The sequence below is a fragment of the Phycicoccus duodecadis genome, from assembly GCF_002846495.1.
Lineage (GTDB): Bacteria > Actinomycetota > Actinomycetes > Actinomycetales > Dermatophilaceae > Phycicoccus > Phycicoccus duodecadis.
The window spans coordinates 373,487-387,516 of sequence record NZ_PJNE01000001.1; the positions used below are offsets into that span (position 1 = coordinate 373,487).

General features: G+C 72.3%; 10 protein-coding genes. 6 read left to right on the top strand and 4 right to left on the bottom strand.

The features are described 5' to 3' along the window. Positions 1-7 precede the first annotated feature (7 nt). Genes ATL31_RS01790 through ATL31_RS01800 form a run of 3 tightly spaced genes read right to left on the bottom strand, consistent with a single transcriptional unit; the run spans position 8 to position 4,459 of the window. Positions 8-1,159, bottom strand: coding sequence for an alkaline phosphatase family protein (locus ATL31_RS01790; protein ID WP_342749452.1), 1,152 nt, complete (start codon positions 1,157-1,159; stop codon positions 8-10). Between the two features lie 5 nt (positions 1,160-1,164). Further along, positions 1,165-1,764, bottom strand: coding sequence for a DUF5998 family protein (locus ATL31_RS01795; RefSeq protein ID WP_101394262.1), 600 nt, complete (start codon positions 1,762-1,764; stop codon positions 1,165-1,167). Positions 1,765-1,792: 28 nt separating this feature from the next. Then, positions 1,793-4,459: a bifunctional acetate--CoA ligase family protein/GNAT family N-acetyltransferase gene (locus ATL31_RS01800; protein ID WP_101394263.1), complete on the bottom strand. Its 2,667-nt coding sequence runs from the start codon at positions 4,457-4,459 to the stop codon at positions 1,793-1,795. Between the two features lie 64 nt (positions 4,460-4,523). On the opposite strand from ATL31_RS01800, the gene ATL31_RS01805 reads away from it, so the two are divergent. From ATL31_RS01805 to ATL31_RS01830, 6 genes are all read left to right on the top strand, one after another. Continuing rightward, positions 4,524-5,138, top strand: a complete 615-nt coding sequence (locus ATL31_RS01805; RefSeq protein ID WP_101394264.1) for a nitroreductase family protein — start codon at positions 4,524-4,526, stop codon at positions 5,136-5,138. Positions 5,139-5,251: 113 nt separating this feature from the next. Continuing rightward, on the top strand, positions 5,252-7,693 hold the full coding sequence (locus ATL31_RS01810; RefSeq protein WP_101394265.1) for a DNA gyrase/topoisomerase IV subunit A: 2,442 nt from the start codon (positions 5,252-5,254) through the stop codon (positions 7,691-7,693). A 312-nt stretch (positions 7,694-8,005) separates the two neighbouring features. Further along, a complete protein-coding gene (locus ATL31_RS01815; RefSeq protein ID WP_101394266.1) occupies positions 8,006-9,376 on the top strand; it encodes an ABC transporter substrate-binding protein in 1,371 nt (456 codons plus the stop codon). A 151-nt stretch (positions 9,377-9,527) separates the two neighbouring features. Further along, the gene (locus ATL31_RS01820; protein ID WP_101394267.1) at positions 9,528-10,493 is read left to right on the top strand and encodes a carbohydrate ABC transporter permease; all 966 of its coding nucleotides are present in this window, start codon (positions 9,528-9,530) and stop codon (positions 10,491-10,493) included. After that, on the top strand, positions 10,493-11,464 hold the full coding sequence (locus tag ATL31_RS01825) for a carbohydrate ABC transporter permease (protein ID WP_101394268.1): 972 nt from the start codon (positions 10,493-10,495) through the stop codon (positions 11,462-11,464). Before ATL31_RS01820 ends, ATL31_RS01825 begins: the two co-directional genes overlap by 1 nt. A gap of 47 nt (positions 11,465-11,511) precedes the next feature. Beyond that, on the top strand, positions 11,512-12,507 hold the full coding sequence (locus ATL31_RS01830) for a LacI family DNA-binding transcriptional regulator (RefSeq protein WP_245861829.1): 996 nt from the start codon (positions 11,512-11,514) through the stop codon (positions 12,505-12,507). Between the two features lie 15 nt (positions 12,508-12,522). Here ATL31_RS01830 and ATL31_RS01835 read toward each other — a convergent pair whose 3' ends face one another. After that, positions 12,523-13,986, bottom strand: coding sequence for an APC family permease (locus ATL31_RS01835; protein WP_245861830.1), 1,464 nt, complete (start codon positions 13,984-13,986; stop codon positions 12,523-12,525). Positions 13,987-14,030 lie beyond the last annotated feature (44 nt).

A 14,030-nucleotide genomic window follows, 5' to 3' on the forward strand; every position in this document is an offset into this window, starting at 1 on the left:
AGGCAGCCTAGGCGACGCGCGCGGGCACGTGGACGACCGGCACCTCGAGCTCCTCGCCGGAGAGCGCGCCGTGCATCCCGCGCAGGGCGAGGAGCTGCGGACGCATCCGGCCGGAGTCGACGACGGTGAAGTCGCCTCCGGACACCACGACGAGGTCGCCGATGCGGGCGCGGTGCTCGGGCGCGACGACGCCGAACAGGCCCGCGGCCACCGCCTCGTCGCGGCGACCGACCCAGGCCCGGTCGCCGAGCACCGCTGACCAGGCAGCGGCCACGTCGGCGACGGCCCCCTCCTCGCAGTAGACGTGGGTGGTGCGCGGCTCCCCGCCGAGGTGGCGCACGCCCACCCGCAGTGAGGGCTCGTCGGCGACGTCGAGGCGGGTCTCGTGGGGGCACGCCAGCATCCCGTGGTCGGCGGTGACCGTGAGCGAGGCGTCGTCGGGCAGCCCCGCGGCGAGGCACGCGAGCTCGCGGTCGACGGCCTCGAGCTCGGCGGTCCACTCGAGCGACTCGGGGCCGTGCACGTGGCCGAGCTTGTCGACCTCGCCCCAGTACAGGTAGACGAGCCCGCGTGGCGTCGCCCGCACCGCCGCCAGCGCGGCGTCGACCCGGGCCGGCAGCGACTCGGCCGCCGCGAACCGCCCGCCCCGCAGCGCCGCCTGGGTCAGCCCCGAGCCGTCGAAGAAGCCGGGGCCGATCCGCACCACGCCGAGCCCGGCCGCGGCGGCGCGCTCGAACCACGTGGTGCGGGGCTGCCAGCGCTCGGGCACGGGGCCGTCCTCCCAGGACAGCTCGTTGAAGACCTGGTCGCGGGCCGGGTCGAGCACCTCGTAGCCCAGCATGCCGTGGGTGCCGGGGTGCGAGCCGGTGCCGAAGGACCCCATCGAGGTCGCGGTGGTCGACGGGAAGCCCGACACGAGGGTGCGGGTGCCGGTGACCTGCGCGCGCAGCCACGGGGCGTGCCCCAGCCGGCGGCCGAGCTGGCGGGCCCCCAGACCGTCGACCAGCACGACCACGCCGCGGCGGGCGGCCGGCAGCGCCAGCGGCCCCGCCCAGGCCGCAGCGCCCGCGACCGACGGCACCCCCAGGCTCGCGCAGACGCTGGGCAGCACGTCGGCCAGGCTGCCCGAGGCGTAGTCGGGCGCGGCGGGCCCCTCCACCCGGGTCAGCCCTGGCCGATCGCGGCGGACAGGTCGCGGGCGAACGACAGGGCGCCCGCCAGCTTGTCGTCACCGTCGGCCGCGGCCGAGATGCGCAGCGCGATGTCGTCGCCGGTGATGGTGCCCTCGTACCCGTGGTCGGCGTCGCAGTCCGGGTCGGCGCACGAGGCCGGCACCAGGTCGACCCGGGCGACGGTTCCCCACCCGAGGGTCAGGGTGATCTCGCGGCCCAGGCTGCCCGGCACGTAGGCCTCGGGGTTCTCGACGACGTGGGTGAGCATGACGCCCTTGACCGCCGAGAGCGGGATGGCCTCGGTGGTCGCGGTGGCGACCTCCTGCGGGGCGGGCGGCTCGTCGGCGTGGTCGTCGGCGTGGGCGATGACCAGGCGGGTGGGGGTGAGGACCAGCACGGTGATGTGGCGGCGCACGACGTCGCGGTCGAACGTGGTCTCGAGGTGCACCAGGTGGTTGTCGAGCTGCTCGCCGGCCAGCGCCGCCGACACCACGTCGGCCACCAGGGCCGGGTAGTAACCGGCCCGGTCGATGGACGCGAGGAGGTCCTGGGGCAGGACGGGGGCGTGGTGCGCACGGCTCATGCCGCCCATTGTGCCGTCCCGCACCGACGGGCGGCGCTCACGTGAGCGACCGGCGCCCGGGGTCGATGCGGCGGGGGGCGGGGGCCAGGGTGATCTCGGCGCCGAGGACCTCGACCCCACCGGGGTGGGCGTTGACCGGGTTCAGCACCAGCGAGGCGATCTCGGGCATGTCGTCGGCGAGCACCGACACCCGGGCGATGAGGTCGGCGAGCGCGGCCCGGTGCACGGGGGTCTGGCCGCGGTAGCCGTGCAGCACGGGGGCCGCCTTGATCGACGAGATGAGCTCGGAGACGGTGACGTCGGTGAGCGGTGGGATGCGGTGCGCGACGTCGTCGAGCAGCTCGGTGGGCAGGCCCGCCACCGAGAAGCCGATGACCGGCCCGAACAGCGGGTCCTCGTCGGAGGTGACGACGCACGGCACGCCGGGGCTCGCCATCCGCTGCACCACGAAGCGGTCGGCCTGCAGCGGCGCGAGGTGCTCGCTGAGGGAGGCCCAGGCGGAGCGCACCGACGACGGGTCGCCGAGGTCGACCCGCACCCCGCTGCTGCCGCCCTGGTGGCGCACCATCGGCGAGACGGACTTCAGGACCACCGGCCACCCGAGCCGCTCCGCCGCCTCGACGGCCTCGTCGGCGGACGCGACCTCGTGCTGCCCCCACACCTGCACCCCGTACGCGGCCAGCAGCGCGGTGCACTCGTCGTGGGTGAGCCGCCGGCCCTCGGGCGTCACCGACAGCACGGTGCCCACGACGTCCTCGGCGATGCGGCGGTTGATGCCGACCGGCGCCACCGGGGTGCCCTGGTCGCGGTGGCGCCACTCGCCGTAGCGGGTGGCCGCGGCCAGGGCCCGCACCGCGTCCTCCGGCATCGTGTAGACGGGGATGGCGCGGGTCGAGCCACCGGTGCCCTTGACCGAGGCGTGCCCGTCGTCGACCCCCCGCAGCCCCAGGAAGGTCGCCACGCAGGGCTTGTCGGCGCCGTCGGCGGCGCCCCGCACGGCAGCGGCCACATCGGCGTCGCCGGTGGCCAGCGGCGGGATGAAGCCGGTGAGCACCGAGTCGACGCGGTCGTCGGCGAACGCGGCGTCCAGGGCGGTGCGGAAGTCCTCGGCCGTCGCCTCGCTGGGCAGCGTGACCGGGCCGTGGGTGACGGTGAGCCCCCAGCTGGTGCAGGCGTCGGCGGTCAGGGCGCCCAGCGCGTCGGAGTTGACGACCACCGCCACCCGCGAGCCCCGCGGCAGGGGCTGGTGCACGACGATCTGGGCGACGTCGAAGAGCTGGTGGACGTTCTCGACCCGGATGACGCCGGCCTGCTTGAGCATCGCCGCGAACACCTCGGGCCGGGCCTGGGTCTCGCGCACGGTGTGCCCCGGCGGGACCCCGAAGCGCGACACCCCGGACTTCACGACGATGACCGGCTTGATGAGCGCCAGCTTGCGGGCGATCCGCGAGAACTTGCGTGGGTTGCCCATCGACTCCAGGTAGAGCCCGACGGCGTCGGTGGAGTCGTCGTCGATCCAGTACTGCATGAAGTCGTTGCCCGAGACGTCGGCCCGGTTGCCGGCCGAGCCGAAGGTCGAGATGCCGAGGTTGCGCCGCGCGGCCGAGGCCAGCACCGCGATGCCCAGGGCGCCCGACTGCGAGAAGAGGCCGAGCCGCCCGGGCGGGGGCAGGGTGGGCGCCAGCGAGGCGTTGAGGCGCACATCGGGGTCGTTGTTGATGATCCCGAAAGAGTTGGGCCCGATGACCCGCATCCCGGCCCCGCGGGCCCGCCGGACCAGCTCGGCCTGGCGCACCTCGCCCTCCGGCCCGGACTCGGCGAACCCCGACGACACCACGAGCAGCGCCTTGACACCCTTCTCGGCGCACTCGTCGACGACGCCGAGGACGGCCGCGGCCGGTACCGCCACGATCGCGAGGTCGACCTCGCCCGGCACGTCGACCACCGAGGCGTAGGCGGGCAGCCGGCGCAGGGTGCGGCTCCTGGGGTTGACCGGCACCAGGCGGCCGGTGAAGCCCGAGGCGATCACCCGGTCGAGGAGCTGGCCGCCGAAGGTGTGGTGGTCGCGGCTGGCCCCGATGACGGCGATGGTGCGCGGGTTCAGCACCACCCGCAGGCTCTGGGCCTCGGCGCGGTGCTCGCGGCTCATCTCGACGGCGCGGGAGCGGTCGGTGGGCTCGATGTCGAAGCCGACCTCGACGACGCCGTCCTCGACGCGGCGGGTGACCTCGTAGCCGGCGTCGGAGAAGACCGCCAGCATCTTGCGGTTCTGCGGCAGGACCTCGGCGATGAAGCGGGTGATGCCGAGGTCGCGGGCGATGGCGGCCAGGTGCTCGAGCAGGACCGAGCCGATGCCCTTGCCCTGGTAGTGGTCGCTGATGTTGAAGGCGACCTCGGCGCTGCGGCCGTCGAGCCGGTCGAAGCGGCCGATGCCGATGATCTCCTCACGCATCGTGACCACCAGCGCGACCCGGTCGACGTAGTCGACGTGGGTGAAGCGGTGCACGTCGGCGTCGCTGAGCCGGCGCAGCGGGGCGAAGAAACGCAGGTAGATGGACTCGGCCGACTGCGCGGCGTGGAAGCGGTGGATGCCGTCGGTGTCGTCGGGGCGGATCGGGCGCAGGCCGGCGACCGTCCCGTCGCGCAGGACGACGTCGGCCTCCCACTGCACCGGGTAACCCGGGGGGAGCGTGCCCTCCACCATGGCGCCATCCTGCCATCCGGCGGGGCCGGGCGCAGGACCGGAGGGGGGCGGGCACACTGGCCCCGTGGAGCTACGTGAGGCGGTGCGGCGGCGGCGGATGGTGCGCCGGTTCGACCCCGCGCGCCCGGTACCCGAAGAGGTCGTGCGCGACCTGCTCGGCCTGGCCGTGCGGGCCCCGAGCGCGGGGTTCAGCCAGGGGTGGGACTTCGTCGTCCTGCTCGACCCCGCCGACCGCGCGCGGTTCTGGGGCGCGGCCTCGGGCGGGGGCCCCGGCGACGCGTGGCTGCGCGGGGTCTCGGCCGCCCCCGCGCTCGTGCTCTGCCTCTCGGACCCCGACGCGTACCTCGACCGCTACGCGGAGCCCGACAAGGGCTGGGTCGACCGCTCCCCCGACCGCTGGCCGGTGCCGTACTGGGACACCGACACCGCGATGGCCGCGATGGTGCTGCTCCTCGGCGCCGAGGACGCCGGGCTCGGTGCGCTGTTCTTCGGGGTCCCGGCGCCCCGGCACGACGCCGTACGGGAGGCGCTCGGCATCCCGGCCGGCCGACGGCTGGTCGGCGTGGTGGCGCTCGGGCACGAGGCGGTGCGCACCTCCGGCTCGGCCCGGACCCGCGCCCGGCGGCCGCTGGCCGACGTCGTGCACCTCGGGCGCTTCGGGGTGTCGGTGCGGCCCTGACCCGGCCGGGTGTGGAAGATGGACGCAGCCGGGATCCCGCGCCCCGGCTCCCCCGCAGCCCGCCGCATCCCGCCGCATCCGCCCGGCGCCGACCGAAGGACCCGCTCGCCCCCATGGCCACGCGCAGCACCACCCCTCCGCCCGAGGACTTCACCGAGCGGATCGTCGACATCGACGTCGAGGAGGAGATGCGCAGCGCGTTCCTCGAGTATTCCTACAGCGTCATCTACAGCCGCGCGCTGCCCGACGCCCGCGACGGCCTGAAGCCGGTGCAGCGGCGCATCCTCTTCGGCATGTCCGAGCTGGGCCTGCGCCCCGAGCGCCCGCACGTCAAGTGCAGCCGCGTCGTCGGCGAGGTCATGGGCAAGTACCACCCCCACGGTGACCAGGCCATCTACGACGCCCTCGTGCGCCTCGCGCAGCCGTTCACGATGCGCCTGCCGCTGGTCGACGGCCACGGCAACTTCGGCTCCCTCGACGACGGCCCGGCCGCCTCGCGCTACACCGAGGCCCGGATGGCCCCGGCCGCGCTGCTCATGGTCACCGCGCTCGACGAGGACACCGTCGACTTCGTCCCGAACTACGACGACTCCCTCACCCAGCCCGGCGTGCTGCCGGCGGCGTTCCCCAACCTCCTGGTCAACGGCACCAGCGGCATCGCGGTCGGGATGGCCACCAACATGGCCCCGCACAACCTGGTCGAGGTCATCGGGGCCGCGCGCCACCTCATCGACCACCCCGACTGCTCGCTCGACGACCTGATGAAGTTCGTCCCCGGCCCCGACCTGCCCGGCGGCGGCCGCATCGTCGGGCTCGACGGCATCCGCGACGCCTACCTCACCGGCCGCGGCAGCTTCCGCACCCGCGCCACCGCGCGCGTCGAGAAGGTCACCGCCCGCCGGATGGGCATCACGGTCACCGAGCTGCCCTACCTGATCGGCCCCGAGAAGGTCATCGAGCGGGTCAAGACGCTGGTGCAGAACAAGAAGCTCCAGGGCATCAGCGACGTCAAGGACCTCACCGACCGCAAGAACGGCCTGCGTCTGGTCTTCGAGATCAAGAACGGCTTCAACCCCGACGCCGTGCTCGAGCAGCTCTACAAGCTGACGCCGATGGAGGACTCCTTCGGCATCAACAACGTCGCCCTCGTCGACGGCCAGCCCCGCACCCTGGGCCTGAAGGAGCTGCTGCGGGTCTACGTCGACTTCCGCGTCGACGTCGTCCGCCGGCGGACCGCGTTCCGGCTGGCCAAGCGGCAAGCGCGCCTGCACCTGGTCGAGGGGCTGCTCATCGCGATCCTCGACATCGACGAGGTCATCCAGCTCATCCGGGCCAGCGACGACGCCGCCGCCGCCAAGGAGCGGCTGATGTCGGTGTTCGACCTCTCCGACGCGCAGGCCGAGTACATCCTCGAGCTCCAGCTGCGCCGGCTCACGCGCTTCTCGCGCATCGAGCTCGAGGCCGAGCGCGACGAGCTGCGCCGCCAGATCGCCGAGCTCGAGGCGATCCTGGCCGACGAGAAGCTGCTGCGCCGCACCGTCTCCACCGAGCTCGCCGACGTCGCCAAGGCCCACGGCACGCCGCGGCGCACCGTGCTGCTGGAGTCGGCGGGCACGCCCCTCACCGCGACCACCCCGCTCGAGGTCGCCGACGACCCGTGCTGGGTGTTGCTGTCCTCGACCGGGCTGCTGGCCCGCACCTCCGACGCCGACCCGGTGCCGGCCGACGGCCCACGCGCCAAGCACGACGCCATCATCGGGGCCGTGCGCACCACCGCCCGCGGCGAGTTCGGGCTGGTCACCTCGTTCGGGCGGATGGTGCGGCTGTCGGCCCTGGAGCTGCCCACCCTCCCGCCGCTCGGGGGCGCACCCAGCCTCTCCGGTGGCGCCCCGCTGGCGGTCTTCGTCGACCTGCCCCGCGGCGAGGAGCCGCTGACCATCGTGCCGCTCGACCCCGACGGCCCCGGGGTCGCTCTCGGGACGGCGCAGGGCGTCGTCAAGCGGGTCACCCCCGACTACCCCGGACGCTCCGACTGGGAGGCCGTCTCGCTCAAGGACGGCGACCGGGTCGTGGGCGCCGTGGCGCTGCGCGACGGTACCGAGGACCTGGTCTTCGTCACCAGCGACGCCCAGCTGCTGCGCTTCCCGGCCTCGGCCGTGCGCCCCCAGGGTCGCTCCGCGGGTGGGATGGCGGGGGTGCGGCTCGCGCCCGGTGCCACGGTCGCGTTCTTCGGGGCCGTCGACCCCGCCGCCGAGAACGTCGTCGTCACCTCGGCGGGCTCGTCCGACGCACTGCCCGGCACCCAGCCCGGGTCCCTCAAGGTGACCCCGTACAGCGAGTACCCCGCCAAGGGCCGCGCCACCGGCGGCGTTCGCGCGCACCGGTTCCTGCGCGGCGAGGACGCTCTCGTGCTGGCGTGGGTCGGCGCGCTGCCCGCGCGGGCCTCGGGCGCCGGCGGGGTGGCCCTCGAGCTGCCCCAGGCCACCGGCCGCCGCGACGGCTCGGGCGTCGCCCACGGGGCCGTGATCGCCGGCATCGGCGCGCCCGTCCGCTGAGCCGGGGACTCGCCCCGCGCGGCCGGAAGGGCCGCGTGGCCGGCATCCGGCGCGGCCGTCGCTCGAGGCAGGGGTTCGCCGGCGAGACCCCGGCTCGCAACCCTTGCTCCGCGGGCTTTTCGGGGTGACCCCGAAAAACCGGGAGGTCAGCGGGGGTGGGTCCGGGGCGCTGCGGCCGTGTTACGTAATCGTTACCGCGCCACCGGCGAGCGCCCATTGCGCCGCGTGTGTAAACGCTTTTACATTGTGCCCGGTTCCCCTCACCGCCGAGGCATCCCCGCCCCGGCCGATCCAGTGAAACGGAGGCGGGCAATGGCCCTCAACCACAAGCGCAAGGTGATGGCAGCAGCGGGTATCGCTGCGCTGTCCCTGACGACCGCGGCGTGCGGCTCCAGCTCCAACAACGACCCGGGCGCCCAGGCGTCCGCCGACACCACGGACTACAGCAAGTGGTGTGACATGAAGTCGGAGCTCAACGGCAAGACCGTGAGCATCTACACCTCGATCGTGACCCCGGAGGACGCGTCGCACAAGGCCTCCTACAAGGCCTTCGAGGACTGCACCGGCGTGAAGGTCAACTACGAAGGCGACAAGGACTTCGAGAAGAACCTCCCGCAGCGTGCCCAGAGCGGCAACCTCCCCGACGTCGCGTTCATCCCGCAGCCGGGTCTTCTCCAGACCATGGTCGACACCGGCAAGGCCATCCCCGCCAGCAAGACGGTGGGCGACGAGGTCGACAAGTACTTCGGCAAGGACTGGCGCAAGTACGGCTCCGTCGACGGCACGCTCTACGCGGCCCCGCTCGGCGCGAACGTCAAGTCGTTCGTCTGGTACTCCCCCAAGACCTTCAAGGCCAAGGGTTACACCGTCCCGACCACGTGGGACGAGCTGATGACCCTCACCGCGAAGATCGCGGCCGACGACCCGGGCGCCAAGCCCTGGTGCGCCGGCTTCGGCTCCGGTACCGCCACCGGCTGGGTCGGCACCGACTGGGTCGAGGACGTGCTGCTGCGCACGGCCGGCCCCGACGTCTACGACCAGTGGGTCGCCCACAAGGTCAAGTTCAACGACCCCAAGGTCGCCGACGCCCTCGCGAAGGTCGGTGCCATCCTGAAGGACCCGAAGTACACCAACGGCGGCTTCGGCGCTCCCTCGACCATCGCCACGACGACGTTCCAGGACGGCGGCCAGCCGATTTTGAAGAACAAGTGCTACATGCACCGCCAGGCCTCGTTCTACGCCTCGAACTGGCCCGAGGGCACCAAGGTCGCCGAGGACGGCGACGTCTGGGCCTTCTACCTCCCGAGCGTCGACACCAGCACCAAGCCGGTGCTCGGCGGTGGCGAGTTCGTGGCCACCTTCCGTGACGCCCCCGAGGTCAAGGCCTTCGCGGCGTTCCTCGCGTCGCCCGACTGGGCCAACGCGAAGGCCAAGGCCACGACCAACGGCGGCTGGGTCAGCGCCAACAAGGGCCTGGACGTCGCCAACCTGGTCTCGCCGATCGACCAGCAGAGCGCCAAGATCCTCCAGGACCCCGCTGCGGTCTTCCGCTTCGACGGGTCCGACCAGATGCCGAGCGCCGTGGGCGCGGGCACCTTCTGGTCGGAGATGACCAACTGGGTCAAGGGTCAGGACGACAAGACCACGCTGGACAACATCGAGAAGTCCTGGCCGGCCAACTGAGCCTCTCGCTCTGACCAGCTGAACTGAACATCTGCTGCCGGTGGGGCGGGGTCGCCCCGCTCCACCGGCAGCGCTCTACCGGGAGGTGTACGTGTTCGCAACATCGGTAGCCACGATCACGGCGGCCGGGACGGCCAGCAAGCTCGGCACCATGGTGCTGGGCCTGGCCGTCTTCGCCGTCGTGTTCGTCGGCATCCTTCTCTTCGCGTCGCTCTTCAAGGGGCGCGTGGGCGAGAAGGTCCAGGCGGTCGCCTTCGTCGGCCCCACGCTCCTGTTCATCAGCATCGCGCTCATCTACCCCGCGATCCTGACCATCCGTCGGGCGTTCTACGACGGCAAGTTCTTCGACCTCAACTTCGGCTCGGTCCGCTCTCGTGGCAAGTTCGTCGGCCTCGAGAACTTCCAGCTCCTGTGGACCACCCCCGGGCTGCCCGACGTCTTCCGCAACACCGTCTTCTGGGTCGTCCTGGTGCCGTTCCTGGCTACCGCCTTCGGGCTCCTCTACGCGACCCTCATCGACCGCGCCCGCGGCGAGGCCGTCGCCAAGGCGCTGATCTTCCTCCCCATGGCGATCTCCATGGTCGGTGCCACCCTGATCTGGAAGTTCGTCTACTTCTACAACGGCGACCCCGGGTCGAACCAGACCGGCCTGCTCAACGCCATCATCACCAAGCTCGGGATGGACCCCGTCGACTTCGTCGGCAACGCCCCCGGCAACACCTTCGCCCTCATCGCGATCATGATCTGGATCCAGGCCGGCTTCGCGATGACCGTGCTGTCGGCCGCCATCAAGGCCATCCCCGACGAGATCATCGAGGCCGCCAAGCTCGACGGCGTCAGCGGCGTCAAGATGTTCCGGTTCGTCACGCTGCCGAGCATCCGCTCGTCGGTGATCGTGGTGCTCACGACCATCGCCATCGCCACCCTCAAGGCCTTCGACATCGTCCAGGCCTCCAGCGGCGGCAAGCTCGGCGACTCGGTGCTGGCCAACGAGTTCTACAACCGCTCGTTCGTCACGCAGCAGCCCGGCCTGGGTGCGGCCATCGCGATCGTCATCTTCCTGCTGGTGATGCCGATCATCGTCTTCAACGTCATCCAGTTCAGGAAGGACGCCTGATGAGCACCGCCACCCCTCCCCCGGTCTCCGGTGCCGTCGCCGACGTGGCGATCGGTGAGGCCGCCCGCGAGGACGCGCTCCCCACGAAGCGCCGTCGGGGCTCCGCGGCGGGGAACGCCGCCCGCTCCGTCACCTCCCCCTGGGCCTCGGTCATCGCCATCGTCATGGCGCTGGCGTGGACCACCCCCACCTTCGGCCTGCTCGTCACCTCCTTCCGCAAGCAGGGCGACATCCAGGCCACCGGCTGGTGGCAGGCCCTGTCGACCCCGTTCACGCTGAGCAACTACTCCGCGGTGCTCTCGGGCGCCGAGGGGCAACCGCCGCTCACCGACTTCATCGTCAACTCGTTCGTGATCGCCATCCCCGCGGTGATGCTGCCGCTGTTCCTGGCGTCGTTGGCGGCCTACGCGTTCGCGTGGATCGACTTCCCGTTCCGCAACCTGCTGTTCGTGGCCGTCTTCGCGCTGCAGATCGTCCCGCTGCAGATCGCGCTGCTCCCCCTCGTCACGATGTTCCAGAACATCGGGATCGGCGGCACGTACTGGTCGCTCTGGTTGTCGCACAGCGCGTTCGCCCTGCCCCTGGCGGTCTTCCTGCTGCACAACTTCATGAAGGAGATCCCGGCCTCGCTCCTCGAGGCGGCCCGGGTCGACGGCGCCGGCCACGTGCGCATCTTCTTCCAGGTGCTGCTGCCGCTGATCACCCCGGCGCTGGCGTCCTTCGGGATCTTCCAGTTCCTCTGGGTGTGGAACGACCTGCTCGTCGCCATCACCATGCTCGGCGGTAACGCCGGGAACGGCAGCAACGCCCCCCTGACCATGGTGCTGAACAACATCAGCGGCACCCTGGGCAACCGGTGGTACCTGCTGTCGGCGGCGGCGTTCATCTCCATCGCCGTCCCGGTGGCGGTCTTCCTCAGCCTCCAGCGCTACTTCGTCCGCGGCCTGCTGGCCGGCGGGACGAAGGGCTGAGGGCCTCCTACCACCGAAGGACGAGCGTCATCAGCACGATCACGGATGTGGCGCGGGTGGCCGGGGTGTCGGTCGCCACGGTCTCCCGCGCCCTCCGTGGGCTCGACCGGGTCTCGCCGCAGACCCGGCGGCGCGTCCTCGAGGTCGCCGAGCAGCTGCACTACGTGGCGTCGCCGACGGCGACCTCGCTGGCGTCCGGGCGGACCCGTGTGGTCGCCGTCGTCGCACCGTTCCTGACCCGCTGGTTCTTCGCCACCCTGGTCAGCGCCATCGAGAAGGAGCTGCGGGCCCACGGGCACCACGTGATCCTGTTCGACCTCGAGGACGACACCTACGACCAGCGCCTGCCCCTGACCCAGAACATGCTCTGGAAGCGCGTCGACGGCGTCATCTCCCTGAACGTCCCGATGACCGACGACGAAGTCGCGCTCATCGACCGGCTCGGCCTGCCGCTGGTGGCCATCGGCTCGGCCGTGCCCGGGCGGCCCTGCGTCCGCATCGACGACCGCGCGACCATGCGGACCGCGGTCGAGCACCTCATCGACCTCGGACACCGGCGGATCGGCTACATCGGCGACGTGCCGCGCAACGTCGCCCACGTCGAGACCCCCCAGACCCGGCTGACCGCCTTCCGCGAGACCATGGAGGCGGCCGGCCTGCCGGTGGTCGAGGACTGGGTCCTCGGGTCGGACTGGACCGCCGAGGCCGCGGCCGCCGACAGCGCCCGGCTGCTGTGCACCGACCACCGCCCCACCGCCATCGTGGCCGCCTCCGACGAGATGGCCATCGGCGTCCGCGAGAGCGCGCGCCGTCTCGACCTCGAGGTCCCCCGCGACCTGTCGGTCATCGGCATCGACGACTACGTGCTCTCGGAGGTCCTCGGGCTCACCACCGTGCGCCAGGACGTCGCCGAGCAGGGCCGGGAGGCCTCCCGCCTGCTGCTGCGGGCGCTCAGCGACCCGGCCGACACGAGCGGGCCCTCCGACCTGGTCATGCCCACGGTGCTCGTGGTGCGCGACTCGACCGGCCCGGCCCCCGCCTGACGGGCACCGGCGCCGTCAGCCCGCGGCGCCGCCCCCCAGCCCCGGGGGCTCGTCGCGCTCGTCGGGCGTGCGCCGGGAGGTCCCCGTGCCGTGGACCGCGCGGTCGACCAGCCAGGTGAGCGCCCACAGCGCCACACCGACCACCAGCAGCCAGCCGGCGATCCGGTACTGGATGCCGTCGCGCCCGGTCCAGGGTCCGACGAAGAACGCACAGAGCAGGGCGCCGACGGCGGGCAGGACGCCCGGCGAGGTGAAGTGGTCGCGGTCGATGCGGTCGCGCCGCAGCACCAGGACGCAGACGTTGACGAGGGTGAACACCCCGAGCAGGAGCAGCGCGGTGGTGCCGCCCAGAGCCGAGATGACCTCACCGCCGGCGTTCTCGCTGACGACCACGATGAGGCCGGCGGCGAGGGCGGTCGTGAAGAGGATGGCGGCCCAGGGCGTCCGCCGGCCGCGGTGGACCGTGCCCAGGAACGACGGCAGCACCCCCTGGCGGGCCATGCCGTACAGCAGGCGGCTGGCCATCAGCATGTTGATCAGCGCCGAGTTGGCGACCGCGAACATCGAGATGAACGGCAGCAGGGTGGAGATCGGCACGCCGGGCGCCGCCGTCTCGACGACGGTGACCAGCGGGGTGTCGCCCCGGGCGAGCTCGCCGACCGGCACGATGGCGACCGCGAAGAGCGCGACCAGCACGTAGATGCCGCCGGTGATGGCCAGGCCGCTGAGCATCATCGTGGGGAAGATGCGCACCGGGTCCTTGGTCTCCTCGGCCATGTTGACCGAGTCCTCGAAGCCGATCATCGCGAAGAAGGCCAGCGAGGTGGCGGCCGTGACCGCGAGGAAGGCGTTCTTGTCGCCGGGGCTGTCGAAGACGATGGTCCGGCTGAAGTCGGTGCGCCCGGCGAACAGGGCGTAGAAGCCGACCAGGATGACGAGCAGCAGGCCCGACAGCTCGACGCCGGTGAGGACGATGTTGGCCTTGACCGACTCCCCCACCCCACGGATGTTGACCACCGCCACCAGGGCCATGAACCCCAGCGCGATGCACAGCCCGAGGGTGGGGTCAGTGCTGTCGAGGCCGAAGCCGGTGGCGACGTTCGAGGCGAAGGCCCGCGAGGCGGTCGAGGCGCTGGTGATGCCCGAGCACATCACGGTGAAGGCCACGATGAAGGTGACGAAGTGCAGGCCGAACGCCTTGTGGGCGTACAGCGCGGCGCCGGCGGCCTCCGGGTACTTGGTGACGAGCTCGAGGTAGGAGAAGGCCGTGATGGTGGCGATGACGAAGGCCACCAGGAACGGCACCCACGCGGCGCCGCCGACCTGGGCGGCGACCTCGCCGGTGAGGGCGTAGACGCCGGTGCCGAGGATGTCGCCGACGATGAAGAGGAGCAGGAGCCTCGGCCCCATCACCCGCTTCAGGTCGGTGGGGACCTCGCCCGCGACCGGCACCTCGCCCTGCCCGGCGGTGGTGCCCATCGCGGCCTTCCCTTCCGGGGCGCGCTGGGCCCGGGACGTCGTCG